The organism is Enterococcus sp. AZ101 (genome assembly GCF_050499005.1).
In the GTDB taxonomy this organism is placed as follows: Bacteria; Bacillota; Bacilli; order Lactobacillales; family Enterococcaceae; genus Enterococcus_L; species Enterococcus_L ureilyticus.
The window spans coordinates 621461-642971 of sequence record NZ_JBMHEZ010000002.1; the positions used below are offsets into that span (position 1 = coordinate 621461).

General features: G+C 36.7%; 17 protein-coding genes. 15 read left to right on the top strand and 2 right to left on the bottom strand.

Annotated elements, in window-relative coordinates; translation table 11 throughout:
- The first annotated feature begins 305 nt into the window (after positions 1–305).
- The 12 genes from IGJ50_RS12290 (at position 306) to IGJ50_RS12345 (ending at position 17114) form a co-directional block, all read left to right on the top strand.
- On the top strand, positions 306–6995 hold the full coding sequence (locus IGJ50_RS12290) for an isopeptide-forming domain-containing fimbrial protein (protein WP_429950658.1): 6690 nt from the start codon (positions 306–308) through the stop codon (positions 6993–6995).
- A gap of 592 nt (positions 6996–7587) precedes the next feature.
- Entirely contained in the window at positions 7588–8451 is an 864-nt protein-coding gene (locus IGJ50_RS12295) for a helix-turn-helix domain-containing protein (RefSeq protein WP_069638792.1), read from the top strand.
- 427 nt (positions 8452–8878) lie between these two features.
- A complete protein-coding gene (locus IGJ50_RS12300) occupies positions 8879–9463 on the top strand; it encodes an ATP-binding cassette domain-containing protein (RefSeq protein ID WP_429950660.1) in 585 nt (194 codons plus the stop codon).
- Between the two features lie 22 nt (positions 9464–9485).
- Positions 9486–10742, top strand: a complete 1257-nt coding sequence (locus tag IGJ50_RS12305; protein WP_429950662.1) for a hypothetical protein — start codon at positions 9486–9488, stop codon at positions 10740–10742.
- A complete protein-coding gene (locus IGJ50_RS12310; protein WP_429950664.1) occupies positions 10739–12733 on the top strand; it encodes an ATP-binding cassette domain-containing protein in 1995 nt (664 codons plus the stop codon). The genes IGJ50_RS12305 and IGJ50_RS12310 overlap by 4 nt, the downstream gene beginning before the upstream one ends.
- A 2-nt stretch (positions 12734–12735) precedes the next feature.
- A complete protein-coding gene (locus tag IGJ50_RS12315) occupies positions 12736–13422 on the top strand; it encodes a hypothetical protein (RefSeq protein WP_207120712.1) in 687 nt (228 codons plus the stop codon).
- Positions 13423–13652: 230 nt separating this feature from the next.
- The gene (locus IGJ50_RS12320) at positions 13653–13967 is read left to right on the top strand and encodes a TIGR04197 family type VII secretion effector (protein WP_429950666.1); all 315 of its coding nucleotides are present in this window, start codon (positions 13653–13655) and stop codon (positions 13965–13967) included.
- Positions 13964–14338 carry a DUF3958 family protein gene (locus IGJ50_RS12325; protein WP_207120714.1) on the top strand — a complete coding sequence of 125 codons (375 nt, stop codon included), beginning with the start codon at positions 13964–13966 and terminating at the stop codon, positions 14336–14338. Before IGJ50_RS12320 ends, IGJ50_RS12325 begins: the two co-directional genes overlap by 4 nt.
- A complete protein-coding gene (locus IGJ50_RS12330) occupies positions 14328–15236 on the top strand; it encodes a hypothetical protein (protein WP_429950668.1) in 909 nt (302 codons plus the stop codon). The genes IGJ50_RS12325 and IGJ50_RS12330 overlap by 11 nt, the downstream gene beginning before the upstream one ends.
- 132 nt (positions 15237–15368) lie before the next feature.
- Positions 15369–15761 (top strand): hypothetical protein, encoded by a 393-nt coding sequence (locus IGJ50_RS12335; protein WP_429950670.1) that lies wholly within the window; start codon positions 15369–15371, stop codon positions 15759–15761.
- Positions 15762–15828: 67 nt separating this feature from the next.
- Positions 15829–16062 carry a hypothetical protein gene (locus tag IGJ50_RS12340; RefSeq protein ID WP_429950672.1) on the top strand — a complete coding sequence of 78 codons (234 nt, stop codon included), beginning with the start codon at positions 15829–15831 and terminating at the stop codon, positions 16060–16062.
- Between the two features lie 488 nt (positions 16063–16550).
- The gene (locus IGJ50_RS12345; protein WP_069638783.1) at positions 16551–17114 is read left to right on the top strand and encodes a hypothetical protein; all 564 of its coding nucleotides are present in this window, start codon (positions 16551–16553) and stop codon (positions 17112–17114) included.
- Between the two features lie 224 nt (positions 17115–17338).
- Here the strand turns inward: IGJ50_RS12345 and IGJ50_RS12350 are convergent, their stop codons facing one another.
- Positions 17339–18367, bottom strand: coding sequence for a lactonase family protein (locus IGJ50_RS12350; protein ID WP_429950674.1), 1029 nt, complete (start codon positions 18365–18367; stop codon positions 17339–17341).
- A 189-nt stretch (positions 18368–18556) separates the two neighbouring features.
- Between IGJ50_RS12350 and clpX the strand changes: the two genes are divergently transcribed.
- Together clpX and yihA are read left to right on the top strand one after the other, a co-directional pair.
- Positions 18557–19810, top strand: a complete 1254-nt coding sequence (gene clpX / locus IGJ50_RS12355; protein WP_069638781.1) for an ATP-dependent Clp protease ATP-binding subunit ClpX — start codon at positions 18557–18559, stop codon at positions 19808–19810.
- Positions 19811–20093: 283 nt separating this feature from the next.
- On the top strand, positions 20094–20675 hold the full coding sequence (gene yihA, locus IGJ50_RS12360; RefSeq protein WP_069638780.1) for a ribosome biogenesis GTP-binding protein YihA/YsxC: 582 nt from the start codon (positions 20094–20096) through the stop codon (positions 20673–20675).
- A gap of 173 nt (positions 20676–20848) precedes the next feature.
- On the opposite strand, the gene IGJ50_RS12365 is transcribed toward yihA, so the two are convergent.
- The gene (locus IGJ50_RS12365) at positions 20849–20998 is read right to left on the bottom strand and encodes an SPJ_0845 family protein (protein WP_167351658.1); all 150 of its coding nucleotides are present in this window, start codon (positions 20996–20998) and stop codon (positions 20849–20851) included.
- 207 nt (positions 20999–21205) lie between these two features.
- On the opposite strand from IGJ50_RS12365, the gene yidD reads away from it, so the two are divergent.
- A complete protein-coding gene (yidD, locus tag IGJ50_RS12370) occupies positions 21206–21496 on the top strand; it encodes a membrane protein insertion efficiency factor YidD (RefSeq protein WP_069638779.1) in 291 nt (96 codons plus the stop codon).
- Positions 21497–21511 lie beyond the last annotated feature (15 nt).

Below are 21511 nucleotides of genomic sequence, written 5' to 3' on the forward strand. Positions count from 1 at the left end.
TTCAACATTTTTGAAATAGTTAGCAATTCTAAATTTCAAAAAGAGTTGATTAGAAGGAAAACTCATTGAAGTATATTCATGTGACCCATTTTAAAACGCTACATTAACAAGATATTAAATTGTCCATAAGAGTTACCCAAAAATATTTTTCCATCCTAACTAGCTTTAGCTCTAAAACTATACACCTATAACCACCCAAAAAAGCCCGAACTCCAGCTATGAGAAAAAAACTAATAGTTCAGCCCGATATTTTTGAATTATTTATTTAGCCATACTATAGTAAAAGTATAGGAGGTAAGATATAAATGAATAAAGTGCACAGAATTTCCCTGAATTATTTAGCTGTTTTGATGTTGGTGATTGCCAACTTGTTACCCGCCGCCAGTGTGTTTGCCGAAGGATTGACCAAACCAGATGAAAATACATTCGACTCAGAATCCTTATATATCAAAGCTGACACCAAGAAAAATGAAACGAACAACAAATTAATCGACGTAAACTACGAAGTAACGAACAAAAGCGATCAACCAATCGATCACGTAGTTCTAAAACAAAAGAACCAAAATGACTCACCAGTAAAATTCGACGCAACAACCCTAAAAAGCGACGACCAATTGGTGGCGTCTGACGATCAAACGATCCAGTTTGATCAAACAGAAAATCAAGATGAGGGGACAGAACTAACCATCACCACGATCCAACCTCATACCACAAAACATCTGACAATAAGTGCCGAGCAAACAGATGAATCAATCCATCAGCTTGCTGTTGAAATAAATCAGGCAGACGAAAAAGTAGGGGAAATCACCCTAACACTGCCAAAGAACGAACAAGAAACGAGCAGTACATCAATACAAGAAAAAGAAGCTGACACAGAAGTAGCAGAATCTCAATCAGAAGAGCCAACAACTGCTGCACCCGAAGACTCAGCAGCAACGACCTCAAAAGAAAACAATCAAGCCGCACCGAGAGCCCAAGCAATCGGACCAAGAATTGCGCCAACGCCAGGCCGTGGCTTTGATAAACCAATTTATAAAAGCATCCACAAAGGAGAATTATTTTCTACAGGAAATACCAACTTAACCCCTGTAAACGAAGCGACAGCGAGCGCTTTTTTGAATACTAGAGCGCCACTTAGTGGTCAAGCAATTAATAATTTTCAGTTGAAATTTGCGGATGTCGATGGCGATCCAACGACCTATAACTCAAGTAAAGCCTACATCGATTTAGATGGTGCCAAAGAAGTCGCATGGGCAGGCTTATTTTGGAGTGCATCCCGTTTTAAAGGCCCAGCTACAGCGACGAATATGACCGATGATGAAATCAGCGCCCCTGTTCAATTAACCACGCCAAATGGAACAGTAACCTGTGTTGCCCCACAAAAATATCATCGAATTGACCAAGATGCTACCAATCCTGGGCAAGGTTTTGGGTTTAATAATACGGGCTTTTCTAACTTTGCCGATGTGACCTCGATCCTTCAAGGGGATAAAAGTGCGACTGGTGCATACACATTAGCAGATATTCCGATGACCGATTTCCTACAAGGCAAATTTCAAAGTTTCAACTTCAGTGGTTGGAGTTTATTTATCGTGACAAAAGACCAAGCCAAACAATCCCGTGCCTTCAATGTCTATTATGGCGCTAGAGGGAACAAAGCTGGAACCAACAATGAATTTGTCATGAAAGACTTTTTAACCTCTAAACAAGGAAAATTAAACCCAATCGTGACGTGGTTTACCGTTCAAGGCGATAAATTTTTCACAGGTGACAATGCTCAAATCCAAAATAGTGCAGGAACTTGGGTCAATATCAGCAATACAATCAACCCAGTCGGTAATGTCATGAACGGAACCGTTTCAGATAACGATCAACACATGGTGGATAAATATCCGGGCAAATTTAATCCTGGCTTTCCCAACTTTTTAGATATCGATGTCGATCGTTTGACCTTACCAGAAGGGATCATCACTAACAGTCAGAAACAAATTAACTTTAAAACAACCAGTAGCGGAGATGATTACTCAACCAATGCGATTGGATTTTCAATCAATGCGGAAACACCCGAACTTGAAGTCACCAAAGAAATTATAAATCCAAAAGAAACGTATAAAATCGGGGATACCGTAACCTATCGTGTCCATCTCAAAAATACCAAAGAAAACACAGAAGCGGTCAACAGTCTTTCTAAAGACCAATTAGATAGCCGTTTAGATTATGTACCCGACAGCTTATCCATCGTAAGTGGTCCAAATGCTGGCAATAAAACAGATGCCACAGGCGATGACCAAGGTGAATACACAGCAGCCGATCGTGCAATCACGTTTCGTGTAGGAGAGGGCGCCAACGCTACACAAGGCGGTAGCTACAAAGGAACGACCGCGGAAACAGTCTACGAATTTCAAGCAAAAATCAATGATACAGCCAAAGGAGAAGAACTGATTCCAAATAGTGCTACATTCCAAGGCGTAGATTCTGCCACAAATACAATGATCGATAATACATCCAATATCGTAGAGGTAAAAATCGCCCCAGAAGAACTGGTCGGCAAACTTGAAAGTTCAAAAACAGTCAACAATAAATCGCCAAAAATCGGCGACGAAATAGAATACACGATTCAATTCAAAAACACCGTACCAAAGGGTATTTTAAACCAAATAACCGTGACCGATACTTTACCAAAAGGGCTAACCTATATCGAAAACAGTGTCACAAGCACAGGGCCTGATCCTAAACCAACCGCATTAACGGTTGTCAATGGCCAAGTAACCGCTGAATACCCAAAAATCGCCGATACCGAAACCCGTACCATTTCCTTTAAAGTCCGTGTCAATGAAGAAGCGGTAGTCGGACAACCGATCATCAACAAAGCAACGATCGATGATCACACCAATCCACCAGATGAACCAGAAATGCCCGTCACACCAGTCGAAACGCCCGGTGAATTAGAAAGCACTAAATCGGTAAATAACCAATCACCGAAAATTGGGGACGAAGTGGAATATCGCTTGTCTTTCCGTAATAAAATCACCAATGGCGTCTTGAATCAAGTGACGGTTACAGATAATTTACCAAAAGGCATGACCTATGTAGACGGCAGTTTAACCAGCGAAGGCGCTGACCCGCAACCGACAAGTCTAACCATGACTGACGGCAAAGTCGTTGCAGAGTACCCAAAAATTCAAGATACCACAGTACGAACCATTGTCTTTAAAGTCAAAGTCAATGAAGAAGCTATTGTTGGGCAAAAAATCGTAAACAAGATAACTGTAGATGACCATGTCAATCCGCCCGATGAACCAGAAATTCCAGTCACACCTGTTGAAACACCTGGACGATTAGATGTCACCAAATCCGTCAATGATCAAGCACCAAAAATTGGGGACGAAGTCGAATACCGTATCACATTCCGAAATAAAATCACGAACGGTGTTTTAAACCAAGTTACCGTAACGGATACTTTGCCAAAAGGCGTAACCTATGTAGAAGTTAGTTTGACCAGTGAAGGAGATGATCCAAAGCCAACAAGCTTAACCATGGAAAATGGTCAATTGACTGCTGAATACGGTATGATCAATGACACTAAAGTCCGTTCGATCGTTTTCAAAGTCAAGGTCAACGATGAAGCAAAAATTGGCGAAGCAATCGTCAATAAAGCCAAAATCGATGATCACACCAATCCGCCCGATGAACCCGAAGTGCCGATTGTGCCAGTCATCACACCAGGCGAATTGGAAAGTAGCAAATCAGTGAATAATCAAGCACCGAAAATCGGTGACGAAATTGAGTATCGCATTACATTCCGTAATAAAATCACAAACGGTGTCCTAAACCAAGTCACCGTGACCGACACCTTACCAAAAGGCTTAACCTATGTAGACGGAAGTTTGACCAGTGAAGGCGCTGATCCACAGCCCACAAGTTTAACGATGGAAAACGGAAAATTAGTCGCTGAATATCCTGAAATCAAAGATACAACCATACGAACGATTAGTTTCAAAGTCACCGTAAATGCGGAAGCGGTAGTCGGACAACCGATCGTCAATCAAGCGAAAATAGATGATCATACGAATCCGCCTGACGAACCAGAAGTGCCCGTCACACCCGTTGTCACACCGGGACAATTAGACGTAACGAAATCAGTCAATCATCAAGCACCAAAAATCGGAGATGAAATCGAATATCGTATTAGTTTCCGTAACAAAGTCACAAATGGTGTAATTGATCAAGTCACTGTGACCGACACCTTACCAAAAGGCTTGATCTATGTAGAAGGTAGCCTAACCAGTGAAGGCGCTGATCCTATGCCAACAAGCTTGATCATGGAAAATGGCAAAATGACCGCTGAATACCCAAAAATCGACGACAATACCGTCCGCTCTGTTGTGTTCAAAGTCCGCGTGAACGAAGAAGCGGTAGTCGGACAACCAATCGTCAATAAAGCGATCATCGATGATCACACCAATCCACCAGATGAACCAGAAGTGCCCGTCACACCAGTCGAAACGCCCGGTGAATTAGAAAGCACTAAATCGGTAAATAACCAATCACCGAAAATTGGGGACGAAGTGGAATATCGCTTGTCTTTCCGTAATAAAATCACCAATGGCGTCTTGAATCAAGTGACGGTTACAGATAATTTACCAAAAGGCATGACCTATGTTGAAGGCAGCTTAACCAGCGAAGGTGCTGATCCGCAGCCAACAAGTTTAACGATGGCGAATGGTAAAGTCATTGCGGAATACCCAAAAATCCAAGACACAACAGTACGTACGATTGTCTTTAAAGTCAAAGTCAACGAAGAAGCCATCGTCGGGCAAAAAATCGTGAATAAAATCACCGTAGATGATCATGTCAATCCGCCCGATGAGCCTGAAATCCCAGTTGTCCCAGTCGAAACACCTGGACAATTGGACGTGACAAAATCAGTAAATGATCAAGCACCAAAAATCGGGGATGAAATCGAATACCGCATTACCTTCCGCAACAACGTCACAAATGGTATCATAAACCAAGTCACCGTGACCGACACGCTACCAAAAGGCGTAACATATGTAGAAGGCAGTCTGACAAGCGAAGGCGATGATCCCAAACCGACAAGTTTAACGGTGGAAAATGGCAAACTAGTCGCTGAATACCCAAAAATCAGTGACAACAAAACCCGTTCGATAGTCTTTAAAGTCAAAGTAAACGAAGAAGCAAAAGTCGGTGAACCAATCGTAAACAAAGCCAAAATCGACGATCACACCAATCCACCGAACGAACCAGAAGTCCCAGTCACACCAGTCGAAACACCAGGAGAACTAGAAAGCACGAAAACAGTCAACAATCAAGCACCAAAAATCGGGGATGAAATCGAATATCGAATTCATTTCAACAATAAAATCCCGAATGGTGTCCTAAACCAAGTCACAGTCACCGATACTCTACCAAAAGGAGTAACGTACGTAGAAGGCAGCTTGACCAGTGAAGGCGCTGATCCCAAACCAACAAGCTTAACCATAACAAATGGCCAGTTGGTCGCAGAATACCCGAAAATCACCGACACTAACATTCGTTCGATCGTATTCAAAGTGACGGTCAACGAAGAAGCCGTTATCGGACAGCCGATCATAAATAAAGCCAAAATCGATGACCACACAAATCCGCCAGATGAACCAGAAGTCCCAGTGACACCAGTAGAAACCCCTGGCGAATTAGAAAGTACGAAAACAGTTAATAACCAAGCACCAAAAATCGGGGATGAAATCGAATATCGAATCAATTTCAATAATAAAATAGCAAAAGGTGTTTTAAACCAAGTCACCGTCACCGATGTGTTACCAAAAGGCGTAACATATGTGGAAGGTAGTTTAACCAGTGAGGGCGATGATCCCAAACCGACAAGCTTAACGATGACAAATGGCAAACTAGTCGCAGAATACCCAAAAATCAGCGATACCAAAACACGTTCCATCGTGTTCAAAGTGACGGTCAACGAAGAAGCCGTAGTTGGACAACCAATCATCAACAAAGCCAAAATCGATGACCACACAAATCCACCCGATGAGCCAGAAGTCCCCGTGACACCAGCGGAAACACCGGGGGAATTAGAAAGTACGAAAACAGTCAATAACCAAGCACCAAAAATCGGTGAAGAAATCGAATACCGTATCACGTTCCGCAACAAAATCACTAATGGCATTTTAAACCAAGTCACCGTCACGGATACCCTACCAAAGGGCGTAACCTATGTAGAAAACAGTGTGAAAAGTGAGGGAGATGAGCCAAAACCGACAAGCTTAACGGTAAAAGACGGCAAACTAACCGCTGAATACCCAACGATCAGTGATACAAAAACCCGTTCCATCGTGTTCAAAGTGACGATCAACGAAGAAGCAGTAGTTGGCCAACCCATCATCAACAAAGCCAAAATCGATGATCACACGAATCCACCTGATGAACCCGAAGTACCCGTGACACCAGAACAACCGCTAGGGAAACTAGAAAGCGAGAAAACAGTCAATAAAAAGACCGTTAAAATCGATGAAGAGCTTGAATATCGCATCAGTTTCCGCAATACAGTAGAAAATAGCCTGTTGAATCAAGTCACAGTCACAGACAATCTACCAAAAGAATTGACCTATGTAGAAAATAGCATAAAAACGGAAGGCGACGATCCGAAACCAACAAATTTAACGGTAAAAGACGGCAAAGTAATCGCTGAATATCCAACAATCAGCGACAATAAAACACGTTCGATTGTTTTCAAAGTCAAAATCAACAAAGAGGCGGTTCCAGGTCAACAAATCAAAAATATAGCGGTAGTGGATGACCACATTAATCCGCCCGATAAACCAGAAGTACCTGTAATACCTGAAAAAGAAGATCCAGGAAAAATAGATCTTCCAAAGGCGGGAGAAGCATTATCGAATTCAGCCGTATTTATTGGGTTAGCAATGTTAGCAACGGTAATCTTGGCAAATGTGGAGCAAAAAAAGAAGAATAAAAATTAACCATTATCATTAACTTGGTGAAAAAGAGCAAGGAAGAACTTACTTTTAAGTTTGTCCTTGTTTTTTTTAGTAAAAATGAAATAGCCTCTTTTAAAAGAGGCTACATGGCAATAAATTGATTCTTTTGCTACCTATTCAAATAAAAAGGAAAAAATGAATGGAGTTGGGAAGGGTGTATTCCGTGCATATCAGAGAGGAATCCTGTTGGGAATCTTCTTTATACTGCTAGTAGCACTGTGTTTTTAGATTGATTATGTTTAAAGATGTCGATTGATTTGACACGAATAGAGAGAAATCTCACATAGTGTGAATCGTCTAAAAATGAAAACTGGTTCAATTTTTCGAAATTATTTTTGTACATATTGCATAAATAAAATTTTAGTGATAGAATTAAATGACAAAAAGTCTGAGCTATTTTTAATGGCTCAGACACGTAATCTGAATGTGTATACCAACACCAAACAATTACTTTCTAGAAAATAATTACGATCCAATTCATTATTTACTCTCCCTCCATTCTAATTCCTATCATACATAGGGGACTCAGATAAAGACGTGAGATGTTGTGTATACGAGACGAAAGGGGACACGAATGGATATAGGTAGTACGATCGAGTTGATCAGGCAAAAGAAAAATATTCCAATTAAATCTTTAATTGGAGGAATTGTGTCACGAGCACATTATTATCGAATTGCAAATGGTCAATCAGATATGACGGTAACAAATTTTTTTAAGATTTTAGAACATTTGAATGTTTCATTAGAAGAGTTTCTATTTATAAAAAATAACTTTAAAATAGAAAGATTCAAAGCACTATTTACCGAAGTCCATCAGAGTTTCATTAAACAAGACCTAGAAAAACTTTTGTCGTTAAAAGAAAAATCAACAATCATCTATAAAAAAACAAATTTAGAACGTTACCAACATATTGCCCTAGTGATTCAATTATTGATTGATCGTTTAAAGGAAGACGGATATGATTCATTTGCAAAAGAGTATTTACAGGACTATTTAATGAATTTAAACATGTTTACCCATTATGATTTAGTCCTATACTCGAATAGTTTCTTTGCATTTTCTAAAGAATTAAATGAAGCGATTAGCGTTAGAATTTTAGATAACATAAAAAAATATGAACAATTGAAAGCATTTGAGTCTGATACTGTGAAAGTACTATCTAACATGATTTTTTATGAAATTGAGTTGAATGATTTTAAAAAAGTGAAAGAATATATTGGCTATATGAAACAAGTAGAGTTGAGTGAGCATTTGATTCTCGAGAAGGTTCTAAAAAAATTTTTTATGGGAGTGGATTGTCTATTGACAAAGAATATCATGCAAGGAAAAAAGCAAATGAAGGAAAGTATGACAATATTGAACATACTAGATAATAATCACTACTTTTTTTTAGAAAAAATCGAGGACCATTTATTGAACTATTTTAAGTTGTATTAAAAAAACTAATGAACAATGTCGTCTCAAATAAGAGACCTTTTAACGATGAACCCTATTAACGCACTATACTCAGCCTTGTAAGTTTTAATCATGCATTATTTGTTAAGCATTGATTGGTAGAAAGGTGGGGTTGTTTATATGTGGAAGTGGATCTGGACGATTATTCGTTGGGTTTTGCAAAGAGCGATTTGGGGTTGGTTTAAAAAATGGTTGGGTTGGTAGACCTTACTTTTTATAAATAAACCAACAAAAGTTTGAGGAGTAAGGATGAGAAAGAGTTTAATGAAAATGATGAAAAAGTGTTGTTGAACAAATGAACTTAACAAATACGAATGAAACTTATATCTTTTTCTGATTTAGCATATCAACTTTTTCTATCCTTTCTATTTCTGGAGCATCTAATTAAAAATAGAGAGGACATGATTTGGTGAGAGTTGAAAACATCACATACAACATAAGTGCGCAGAAAAAAATTGAACAATTTACATATGATATGGCTTCACATTCACTGACACTGATTGTTGGTAATAATGGAGCAGGCAAGTCCACATTATTAAAACTAATGGCAGGTATTTTAACGCCAGAATGCGGACAAATTTTCCAAACTGAGAAGGTCTCTTATGTTCCAGATTCTTCTGAAAATTATTTTAAAGGCGTAACCCCTTTATTCTATTTTAATTTTTTAAGATCAGAATTTCGAATTGAAAAAAAATTTTTCAATAGTCGGTTAGTAGAGCTTATGAGAAATTTTAATTTCTCTGAAAGGCTGATGACAAGCGAAATGGGTTCTTTGTCTTTAGGAGAAAAGAAAAAAGTGATGTTGATTGGCGCTTTTCTAAATGATCCTCAACTGTATTTAATGGATGAACCAACTTCTGGATTAGACCAAGAGTCCTTGAGCAATCTACTGCAAGAAATAGAAAAAGAGCGGCAAAAAGACAAAAAATTTATCATCATTAGTCATGAACATGCGGAACTTTTTCAACAAGTGGATGAGATGATTCAGTTGTAAATGAAAAGGAGGGAGCATTTTAATGATGGAGCTAAAAGAAAATCGCATCTTTTTGGAGCTATTGACTGTATTTTTTATACGACAAGGAATCTGGGCAAAAGAAAAGACAATGAAACTTACTAATTTAGTGCAACTGACCTATAGCTATTTTTTTGGCTCTTTCTTGATTTTTTTAGGGATGGTTTTGTTCAAATATGACATGACATTATTTTTAAAAGAATCATCAGCATTTTCGTCGGTTCGGTATTATGATTTACTTGTAATTAGTTTAGTAGTGATTCTTTTGATAGGGATTAGCTATGAGAATTATTTCTTCATCAAAACAAATACGCATCAAACATTAGCTATTTTTTTTAGGATGAATAATAAAAAGATTTTTTTTATTAATGCACTCAAAACGATGATCATTGTTTTACCAGTCATCACTTTTTTGTGTTTTTACTATACTCTTTGGCCTCTACTATATAGTTTCGCTATCTATAGTTTTAGTTATTTTATACTTGTTGTTTATAGTATCAAACAGCAAAGAAGCCGCTTGAAAAATCGTAAAATGATTGCAGAAAACTGGCTTGTTAATGGAATTGTAGTGAAGGTAGTCTACATTTTCAGATTGTTCACGTTATCATTTTTCTTTAAGGCTTTATTTTTACCTATTATTTCAATTCTTCTATTTGCACTTCTATTAAGTTATGGTTTTAATATTGCGCAGATAGCAGGTAGTTTAGAGGCTTTTATTGTCAGTTTTTTCTTGAGCGCAATTATTTTTAATGATAAAGGACTGGTCTATGGCTTTTTGGCGCTAATGACGGATAGTCACTATCTGAAAGGATTTCAATATAGTAGTAAACGCTTTTTAATACGTGGTTCATTAGTACTATATCTTGTTCAAACCATCCCAGCACTTATCCTGTTCGTATGGGTGACAAAACAATGGTTGAGCGATAATTGGAGTTGGTTATTTATGGCTGGACTGGGATTATTAACTGGAAGTATTTTGTTGACACTGATTCATGCGGTGAAAGGTTTAAAGTTAAATGGGAAGTTTGATTATTCTAGTCAGTTAGAAAGATACACCATTCCACTTAAAGAAAATTTATTCTACTTTATACAAACATTGCCATTACTTGCTAGTGTGGCTCTTTTCAAAATAGTAAACGAGATTAATGGGGGAGAAATTATATTTTTGCTTCTCTTTCTAATGACTCTGATAATCTATGGAAGCTATCTTATTAAGCAAATTCAATTTATCTATTCAATAACTTTGGGGGAAAATCAATGAGTATTTTATCAGTAAAAAATATTAAAAAATCGTATTCAATCAACGAAAAAGAAGAAGAAAAAGTTTTAGATGGAATCAATTTAGACGTTCACGATGGTGAGTTTTTAGCATTACTTGGACCATCAGGTTGTGGGAAATCAACATTACTTAACATTATTAGTGGGTTAGATACTGATTACGAAGGAGAAGTTCTCTATAAGGGAACGTCTCTAAAATTTTTGAATGAGCATGAACTGACAGATTTTCGTAAAAATAATATCGGCTTTGTATTTCAAAACTTCAATTTGATTTCGCATATGAGTGTTTTGGAAAATGTCATGATTCCGATGTATCTTAATGGGAAAAGTCATTCAGAAAATAAGACAAAAGCCTTAGAGCTTTTAGATTCCGTAGACTTAAAGAAATATGCTGATAAAAATGTCAAAAATTTATCCGGTGGTCAAAAGCAACGAGTAGCAATTGCTCGTGCTCTTACAAATAATCCAGAATTAATTATTGCAGATGAACCAACAGGATCACTAGATTCAAAGTCACAAAACCGCATATTAGAAATTTTAGAAGGATTGACCCAGCAAGGAAAAACAGTGATCGTAGTAACACACAATGAAGAAATCACAGAGCGTGTGGATACGGTCGTTAAATTAAGAGATGGGAAAATTGTGGAAGTGGAACAAAAGAGTGACCGAAGTTTTACTGAACCGAAGATACCAAAAAAGATAAGAAAGAACAGATTTAACTTTATTAGCATGTTAAAAATTGCTTTTTCCAATTTTATGCAACGAAAATGGCGAAATGTTATGATTTCTATTGCAACATCAATTGGTTTAACAGGTATTTTATTGTCCTTAGGTTTAGGGAATGGAATTGTGAAAATTATTGAACAAGATATGGAGGGGGGGAAAATTCCGTCCCAAATTCAAATTTCCCTGAATAATCAACAAAGTAGCGGTATTATTAACAAAAATGATCTGACCTATATCAAAAATAAAGTAGGGCAAGAGAAGATTAAATACTTTGAGACGCCATTTGGTATGAGAATGATTGAAGCAGAAGTAGAAGATATTGGCAAAGCAGATTACACGGATACAACACCAAATTATTCTCAAGTTGTTAGCTTATATGATAATACATCAATCAAAGTTCCTTCTAACACAAAAGACTCTATTTTGGCTGGAAAAGAATACCAAGATCCTAAAGAAGAGGGCATTACTTTAACTGAAAGCTTTATTAAAGATTTCAATAAAATGAACAAAAAGAATCTTACCGCTGAAAGTATTATTGGAAAAAAATTAAAAGGGTTCATTGTTGAAAGTACAAGCGAAGGCGAAAAGACTGGAACATTTTCAACAAAAATTATTCGGATCGTTAAAGATGAAACCGAAGAAGAGAACTCTTATATGGCACCAGTCGAGATGAATCAGATTATTACTCGAAATAAATTCGAAAAAAATATTCCTTATTTCATTTTAGAGTTAAAAGAACCTTCAGAAAACAAACAAGTGATGGAGCAAATCAATAGTAATAAAAAGTACGTGGCGATTTCTCAGACAGCTGTAGTCGATATTATTATTAATTTTATTAAGATTATTCAGGGACTTTTGATTTTCATGTCAACACAAGCAGTCATTGTTTCAATCGTAATGATCGGAATTGTAATGTATATCAATGTTATTGAACGAACAAGAGAAATTGGCGTCATGAAAGCAATTGGGTATCGAAATCGTGATATCAACATGATTTTCACCTCGGAATCGGCATTTATTACTTTACTATCGCTATTATTAGCCACACTATTTGCCTCATTCATCGGATTTGGTATCAATGAAATTGTAGCGATGAAGGCCAAAGAGATTTCTAGTGTTTTTATGCTAGATATCGTAGCAGTTGGTGGAACGGTCATATTAGCTATTGTTATGTCCTTGTTTTCAGCAAGTGTTCCAATGATGAAAGTAGGGAAATTAGATCCGGCGACTTCCTTAAGGTATGAATAGATATGAAAAAAAATCAAAGAAATAGTATTTTTTTACTAATCATTGTTTTGGTAGCTTCTTGTTTTTTATACCTCACGATAGTTAATACTTCCAAACATGAGAAAAAAGAAGTAGGTGATACGTTGGAAGAGCAATTTTTTAAAGAAGTGATTTATCTGGAAAAGAGCACGAATAAAAACGAGCATGAGCTTGATCTGAGTTCGATGAATTCGATGATGCTAAATGAAATTATTTTTGATGTGAAGCAAACAGTTGCTCAAGATACTGGATTAAGTCATGCTGATTTGGATATTCTATTCCAAAAATTTCATCAGAAACTTAAAGAAAAAACACATTATGATTCAGAGCTAATAAAAGAGCAAAATAAAATGAAAGAATACAAAATTCAGGTTTATGGAATTGATTTAAGCATTTTTTTGAGACAGTTAAAACAGGAAATACAAAAAACAAAAGAAGTGGAACTAAAAGAAAAAACAAGTTACCTGAATCAATTGTTTTCTAACCAAATTGATACAATTTCAGTAAAAAAAGATCCTGTTACATTAAGCCTAAAGTTCAAAAAAAAGAATTCGAAGTGGCAAATTGATTCAAGTCCTTTTGATGTGCTAAATATATATTTAGGTTTTTACGCAGGTGAGAATAATTTGCTAGCTTTAAAAGGAATGATGAATGATTTAGATTTTAAATAATTATATTAGTATCAATTTGGATTCCTTGAGACTGAGATATGACTCGCAGAGTTATATTTCAGTCTCTTTTTTTATCGTATCTCAGAAAGATATTAATTTTACATCCTAATTTTGCAAAACTTTTGCACCACAAAGAAAAAGTTGATAACTATAAGGCATGTAAATATGGCAAAATGAAAATTAAGGAGTTTGAACAAAGAAGCTTACAATCAGACAAAGGGGTCAGTAAAATGTCAGGAATCAAAAGCAGCCTTACTGTGGCAGGAAGCGTGTCAGAACAGTTCAGTCAAGCGGCTAGTGGCTTTTCATCCGTGAATGAAGCATCAAGTAAAGCAGAACGTACCACGGTCAGTGGAAATAATCATGCCAAAAATAGTTTAGCGAGTATGCATCGTCGCGGGCAGCGTCTGTCAAATGCGATTGCTCGTGATGGAAATAACATTCATTCAGTCGCAAAAGAATTTAGCATAATTGATCAGAAAATCAAAAAAAGTTTCGATTTACCATTACTTTCTTCAAGCTTTGGAGGTGGGAGTCGTTCATGAATGAAGGAAAAGAACTGAAAATCAACCAACAGATAAGACAAATAAATATAGAGCAAGAAGATAAACGACGTGAAATTAGAGAATTGGAAGATTTGGAAGCGAATTATTTTTCGATTCATCAACAAGAACAACGCTATTACCAAGAGTTGATCGGTAATAATCAAGGATCACGTTATACGAATCACTTTATGGAGTTAGATGACGAAGCCAATCGTTTACACCAATATGAACGCCAACGGTTAGAAGATATAGCAGAGCGTTTAGTAAATGAAGAGGTGCAGTTGAGAGATAAAGAAGAGGCACTGTATACTGAGAGAGTACAGTTATTTTCTGATAGAGAGGAAGCGGAGGAGAACCGTTATGGCTATTGATTTTTATGTAGGCGAAGTCAAAGCGCAAAGCGCCGCTGCCAAACAAATGGCCCACGAATATATTCAGTTTTGCAGTACGCTGAAAGATAGTGTGAATGCCTTTATGAATGCGCCGCTTTCCAGTAAAACATACGACTCAGCGAAACTTTATTTCTCAGCGGTCTACCCATCGTTGGCAAGTGGATTTATACTGGCATGTGAAGCCTTAGTAGAAGCGCATAGTAAATTTCCCGAAGAATTTCAATCATCAGTGGATACCTGTGACGTAATCGAAGAACAAATAAAAGCAGAAATCGCTCAAGGAAAAGTCTTACTCCAAAATATGGCACAGACAATGGACAAAGAAAAGGAACCAAACCAACGCATGGAACAACGCTATATGGGTGTACAAAGCTCGATTCAAAAGAATGAGGAAAAGCTGCAGAATCTGTATGATTTTAATGCCAGTTCACCAAATTTATTTTCAGAATTTGAAGCACAATTGGCTAGTTTAGATGCAGGATTAGCCGAAGTAGAAAAAGGTGCAGCGTGGAATCCAGCTTCGGGGACCTTTGATTTGTCTAGGATAAGTTTGGCTTGGACGAAGCCGATTGGTAAAGCTTGGGATCAGCGCCAGAAGAAGATTGATGCGAAAGTAGAAGCTTATCGTTTAGAAAATCAAGATATTACGTATACTTTTGATGAACATGGGAATGTAACGGGTGTTTATGTCGATGGTACGTTTGATTCTAAAATGACATTAATGGTGCAAGAAGCTATCGCGACAAATAACTGGAATGGGCTTAAAGCATTAGGAGTTGGTTTAGCTGATAAAATTTATGAAAATTTTGGCTTAGCAGGACTAATGGGTGAGAGAACGTTAGACCCAAATGCGGTTGGAACGAAGCCATATGCATGAGGTCGATTTATTGGTGATCTGGCTTCAATAGTTGGTGGTGGAGCGGAATTTTTAGGTGGTTTCTCATGACTCGTTGGGGGAAATGGCTTTTCATTTGCGGGAGCACCATTTACAGGTGGAGCGACTTTAGCATTGAGCCTAGCAGCAACAGCAAGTGGAATAGCAGCGATGGCTCATGGATCAGGAACGATTGTGAATGCTTTTGGCAGTTTGCTAGATGGGTATCATTTTGAAGATAGATCATATACTAATAAAAATGGAGAGTGGGGGAAAGGTAATACTAATTCTACACAAGCAAACATTCGCAAACACTTTGACAAACATGGTGACGAAGTTTGGGCGGCTTCCATTGAGGAATATATGAGAAAAGCAGAAGAATTTGCTAAAACTGTAAAAAAGGGAGTTAAGCCATCCAATGTTGCAAGACATACTCCAGACGTAAAGCGATTTAGAAAAAATGGTCGATACATTGATTTAGCTCCAGATGGATCAATTATTTCATTATTTACACTATGGACACATTAATGTGGATACCTAGCTATTGGGAAAATTTAGAACAAAAAAAATGGGAATCAATTACTAAGGCACGACGTTGTTTAATGAAGAAGGGACGAAAAAACTATTACAACTGATAGTTTCTTGGCAACAAGTATTTAATAATTCACCAGAAAAATTTGAGCTTTCAACTGAGTTTATTGCGGAAGATGGAGTATTTTACAAAGAAAAGGTAGAAAAGCAAGTTCTATTGTCAAAACTTAGTAATTTAGAAAATTTATGTAGAGAAGCGTTAGAGAGAGAAATGTTACTTGTTCATTTTGGTATATAAAATTTGGCGATATGGGTGAATGAAGGCTAATAGTAAAAAATGAAGATATAAAATTGAATCAGGGACTTTTTTAGATTATAAAACGGATATGCCTGCTCCACCTAAGATTCAAAAAGGAGTCATGACAAAATTGAGTATAGGCATCCAATAATGAGTTGAGAGTAATTGATTATAGTGATAGTTTGCTAACTCAAGAAGAGCAGTATCTGATTGGGGAAATGTTTATAAGAAATTGAACAATAAAATTTCATGAATTTAGTGAAGAAGATGTTTTTTAGACTAATGAAATGTTGAAGAATACGATGAACAGTTAGGCTATTTTATCTCTAACTAACAGAATAGACATATGAAGGCGATGACTCATAGAGCAGAATGCTTTTAAATGAGTCCAAAATTTCAAATATAGGTGTGGAATATTAAATATTTTGTAATAAAAATGTTGGTACGATCAATAGTAAAATAGTAATTTAAAAATAAAGGAGTCAAAAATGAACCTAACTTTCAATTTAACACTAACAGATTATTTAGCAATTGAGAAATTTGCTTTTTTCAGTGGAGAAAATAAGTCCTATCAAGCAATTAAAAAAAATTTTACACTATTATATTATCTACTTGGGATTTCACTATTTGTTTTATTATCTTATTTAGCATCAACTGTTCTTTTTATCGTAATGATTCCAATGATTCTCTTATTTGTTATTGGCTACAAAAAATTTCTGCCTAATTGGATTTGGGTACGTATTGAACCACAGCTAAAAAAACATATTTTAACGTATCAATTAAAAGAAAATCCAGAAGGAATGAATGCTTGCGAATTTAACTGTTCGGAAGAAGGATTCTCTTTTCTTATCAATGAAGAAAATCAACTTTTCAGACGCAACAGTCTAGTGGCCGTGGAAAACACAGAGGACTATTTTTTCCTTCATGATGATCGAGGTCGCGCGATGTGTATACCACAAATAAATCTAACCAGATCTGAGCAAGATTACCTAGCAAATTGGTTAACTCAAGAGTCTAAAGCAAATGGATTAAGTTCCTATAAAGCAAGATGAGCGGTCACTTTCTCGTCAATTAGTTTGGTTGAAGGGAAGAGTTTGGTCAACAATAATAGAGAAAAGTTGTTATAAAATAAAAAGAACGCTCTAACATCTAGTTGTTAGAGCGTTCTGGATCAAATTTGACTAACTATCGTTTTAGTAGGAGGTAGTCTTTTTTTCGCTTGTATTTTTCTAGAGCACTTCTACTCTCAGCATTTATTCGTAATCAGGGTGTGAGTTTATTTAAAATAAACACAGACACATTCTGGTGCATAAACATCTTTTTGGATCATTTCTAAAAGACCAGTTGCTTCGTCACGACGATATAGGGTTAAGTTATCTGTATTTTGATTCGCTGCAACCACAAATTTTCCAGAAGGATCCAAATCAAAATCTCTAGGGATTTCACCTTCAGTAGAAATTAATTGGATACGTTCTATGTTACTACCGTCTTTAGCAGTCGCATAAACCGCAATTGAATCATGTCCACGATTTGATGCATAAACAAATCGTCCATCAGCTGAAATTCGAATTGCTGCACCACCATTGAATTCGTTAAATCCATCAGGTAAAGTCGATACTTTTTGAACTTGTTCAAATGAACCATCTGCTGCATTGTAAGCTAAAACGGTTACGGTACTGTCTAATTCACCAAACAAATAAGCATATTGATTATTTGGATGGAAGACTAAGTGACGAGGACCTGTTCCAGGTTCTGCTACATATTGAGCAACTTCAGATAATTTGCCTTCTGCACTAACGTCATACGTATAAACACGATCTGTTCCAAGGTCACAGACAACTAAACGACGATCAGGCGTTAAGTCTGTATAGTGTACATGGGCATTATCTTGGTTTTCGTGAGGGCCAGTTGGCTCATCATGTATGATTTTATCCGTATGTTCTAACTGTCCATCAGCTAAAATACGATAAACATGAACGATTCCTTGGTGGTAATTGGCACCGAAAACTAGTTGTTTTTCTTCATCAAGCGCTACATAACATGGAGGAGCGCCAGCTTCAGTGACTTTATTTAATAGATCGAAGTGTCCATCATGGTGTTTATAAGCCGCCATGCCACCTTCACCATCAACAGAAGTGACGTTAAACAAGTCCCCTTCTTGATTTAGAGCTAAGTAGGTTGGGCTAGTTTCTTCTACTAATAACGTTGCGTCTGAAAGTGTTTCTTTTTCTGTATCCAGCGTTATCTGATAAATCCCTTTACTTTCTCTACGTGTATAAGTTCCTAATAACATTTGTTCCAGCATGAAATTCCCTCCATTTTTTACTGAATATTGATTAAAATCAGCAATTGATTTGACTCTTTTAGTATACCATAAGAATTCCTTTATTTAGTAAATCTTTACAAATCCAATGTTCGCATTTTCACTTGATTTATGCTATTATATCTTAAGACTGTAACGACAGTCATTTTTAATTTTAGAGGGGTGACACGCATGTACGATAATACAAATAGCAACAATGGTGCAGTTCGCTGTTCATTTTGTGGTAAAACACAAGAAGAAGTGAAAAAAATCGTTGCCGGACCGGGTGTCTATATTTGTAATGAATGTATCGACTTATGTAAAGAGATTATTGATGAAGAATTTTACGACGAAGCCGTACGTGAATTAACGGATGTCCCAAAACCTCAAGAAATATTGGATGTCTTAAACGAATATGTAATTGGACAAGATCAGGCAAAGCGCTCACTAGCGGTGGCTGTCTATAATCACTATAAACGTGTAAATCAATCAGAAAATTCAAGCTCTGAAGATGTAGAATTACAAAAGAGCAATATTTGTTTAATTGGCCCAACAGGTTCTGGGAAAACCTTTTTAGCCCAAACTTTGGCTAGAACATTGAATGTACCATTTGCCATTGCAGATGCGACTAGTTTAACTGAAGCAGGCTATGTGGGAGAAGATGTAGAGAATATTCTCTTAAAATTATTACAATCTGCTGATTTTAATGTGGAACGCGCTGAAAAAGGCATTATCTATATCGATGAAATCGACAAAATCGCTCGTAAAAGTGAAAATGTATCGATCACAAGAGATGTATCTGGTGAAGGCGTTCAGCAAGCTTTACTTAAAATCTTGGAAGGAACAGTTGCCAGCGTGCCACCGCAAGGCGGACGCAAACATCCTCATCAAGAATTTATCCAAATCGATACAACCAATGTATTATTTATCGTTGGTGGCGCATTCGATGGTATTGAAAACATGGTTAAAAATCGCCTAGGCGAAAAAACAATCGGTTTTGGTACCAAAAATAGCAAATTGAATGAAGACGAAAGTGTGATGCAGCAAATCATTCCGGAAGATCTATTGAAATTCGGTTTGATTCCTGAATTTATCGGACGCTTACCGGTAACAGCAGCACTAGAAAAGCTAACGACGGATGATTTAGTGCGAATTTTGACTGAACCAAAAAATGCGTTAGTGAAACAATATCAAAAATTATTGTCTTTAGATGATACTGAATTAGAGTTTGAAGATGAGGCACTTCGAGCTATTGCGAATAAAGCGATCGAACGCAATACAGGTGCTCGTGGACTTCGTTCAATCATTGAAGAAATCATGATGGACGTGATGTTCGATGTTCCATCAGACGACACGATCGAAAAAGTGATCATCACAGAAATGGCTGTTGAAGGCACAGGTAAACCAGCGATTGTGTACAATAAAAAAGATAAAAAAGCTGGGTAATTTCAAAAGATTAAAAAGTAGAGATTCGTCTCTACTTTTTTACTGATTTTTATGGAATAACCTTATCTAGCTTCACGAGCTCATTCAGCTTTTAAAATTATCTAGCTGTACAAGCCAGCTCTACGCTTTGCTTCGATTTCAACAATTCCTAAGAGCTAAAGCTCTAAAGATTGAAGGTCTTCGGAAAAAAGATAAAATAGAAATAAGGTAAAAAGCACCTTTGTCCTATTTTCCAGTCAGAGCTAAACAGCTTGTTCCGCTTTTAAACGAAGGAGGTTACATTATGAATGTTCATAATGCAGAGATCATCATTAGTGCAGTTTCGCCTAAACAATATCCAGAAACAGAGCTACCTGAAATTGCGTTAGCAGGCCGATCAAATGTTGGTAAATCATCATTTATCAATACATTGATCAATCGCAAAAATCTGGCTAGAACATCTGGTAAACCTGGAAAGACTCAAACCTTGAACTTTTATCTAATCGAAGATGCCTTGCATTTCGTCGATGTTCCAGGCTATGGTTATGCCAAAGTTTCTAAGACGGAGCGGGCAAAATGGGGCGAAATGATCGAAACTTATATGACGACAAGAGAACAATTAAAAGCGGTTGTTTCCTTAGTTGATTTGCGGCATGCACCAACACAAGAAGATATCCAGATGTATGAGTTTTTAAAATATTACGACATTCCTGTGATTGTTGTAGCAACAAAAAAAGATAAAATTCCTCGTGGCAAATGGAACAAACACGAAAGTATCATTAAAAAAGCGTTGAACTTCGATAAATCTGATGATTTTATCCTATTCTCTTCCCAAACCAAAGAAGGAAAAGAAGAAGCGTGGCAAGCAATTGAAAAATATCTTTAATAAAAATAGCGTAGACAAAACTCTTTGCGGTTTAGTACTATCACTGTGAAGCCGAATAAACGGTGTGAAAAAGTCAGACTCTACGGCAATGGACTAAAAACCACACAATGCGCTTTATGCATTGTGTGGTTTTTAATCCAATTGCTCAAGCCTAAACGACTTTTGTCACAACCTTATTTTTTACTGTTTTTTTTCTTTTCTTCTTCAGCTTTAAGAGCTTGCTTTTCCAGTTCTTCTTTTGGCATTTCAACTTTTTTAGGATCAACTGCAAAAGAATCAAATAATTTATCTAAGTCATTCGTACGTTCAAATTTTAAGCCCATAGTTCGTTTGCTCCGTTTCGTTTTAAAGTAAGTAAAAGTCATAGGATAACTTCTTTTCTCTAGTTTAGCATCCTTTCAGAATTTTGAATAGTTTTCTTTTTCAACTATTAAGATTTTCTATAAAAATACTTCTCGTTTCCGTTCGTAAACTTGCATTCAATTACAAAACAAGGTATAGTTTTTTCGGATAGAGAAAAGAGGGAAGAAATGGCAAAAAATATTTTTATAGGGACGGTCCGTTTTTACCAACGCTTTATTTCACCTGGGCTGCCAGCTAGTTGTCGTTATCATCCAACATGTTCTCAATATATGATCGATGCGATTCAAACACATGGTAGCCTCAAAGGAATCACCATGGGAACAGCGAGATTTCTACGCTGTCATCCGCTAACCAAGGGGGGAATCGATTATGTGCCCTTGAAGTTTAGTTTAAAAAGAAATCCGGATCAAGAATATCATGGTCCTTATAACTATAGAAGAAATAAACCTAAAAAATAGATGAAGGTAGGCAAA

What these genes read in the sequence shown, in the direction of transcription:
- IGJ50_RS12290 (WP_429950658.1), top strand. Translation starts at nt 306, where the DNA reads ATGAATAAAGTGCACAGAATTTCCCTGAATTATTTAGCTGTTTTGATG.
- IGJ50_RS12295 (WP_069638792.1), top strand. Translation starts at nt 7,588, where the DNA reads ATGGATATAGGTAGTACGATCGAGTTGATCAGGCAAAAGAAAAATATT.
- IGJ50_RS12305 (WP_429950662.1), top strand. Translation starts at nt 9,486, where the DNA reads ATGATGGAGCTAAAAGAAAATCGCATCTTTTTGGAGCTATTGACTGTA.
- IGJ50_RS12310 (WP_429950664.1), top strand. Translation starts at nt 10,739, where the DNA reads ATGAGTATTTTATCAGTAAAAAATATTAAAAAATCGTATTCAATCAAC.
- IGJ50_RS12315 (WP_207120712.1), top strand. Translation starts at nt 12,736, where the DNA reads ATGAAAAAAAATCAAAGAAATAGTATTTTTTTACTAATCATTGTTTTG.
- IGJ50_RS12320 (WP_429950666.1), top strand. Translation starts at nt 13,653, where the DNA reads ATGTCAGGAATCAAAAGCAGCCTTACTGTGGCAGGAAGCGTGTCAGAA.
- IGJ50_RS12325 (WP_207120714.1), top strand. Translation starts at nt 13,964, where the DNA reads ATGAATGAAGGAAAAGAACTGAAAATCAACCAACAGATAAGACAAATA.
- IGJ50_RS12330 (WP_429950668.1), top strand. Translation starts at nt 14,328, where the DNA reads ATGGCTATTGATTTTTATGTAGGCGAAGTCAAAGCGCAAAGCGCCGCT.
- IGJ50_RS12345 (WP_069638783.1), top strand. Translation starts at nt 16,551, where the DNA reads ATGAACCTAACTTTCAATTTAACACTAACAGATTATTTAGCAATTGAG.
- IGJ50_RS12350 (WP_429950674.1), bottom strand. Translation starts at nt 18,367, where the DNA reads ATGCTGGAACAAATGTTATTAGGAACTTATACACGTAGAGAAAGTAAA.
- clpX (WP_069638781.1), top strand. Translation starts at nt 18,557, where the DNA reads ATGTACGATAATACAAATAGCAACAATGGTGCAGTTCGCTGTTCATTT.
- yihA (WP_069638780.1), top strand. Translation starts at nt 20,094, where the DNA reads ATGAATGTTCATAATGCAGAGATCATCATTAGTGCAGTTTCGCCTAAA.
- IGJ50_RS12365 (WP_167351658.1), bottom strand. Translation starts at nt 20,998, where the DNA reads ATGGGCTTAAAATTTGAACGTACGAATGACTTAGATAAATTATTTGAT.
- yidD (WP_069638779.1), top strand. Translation starts at nt 21,206, where the DNA reads ATGGCAAAAAATATTTTTATAGGGACGGTCCGTTTTTACCAACGCTTT.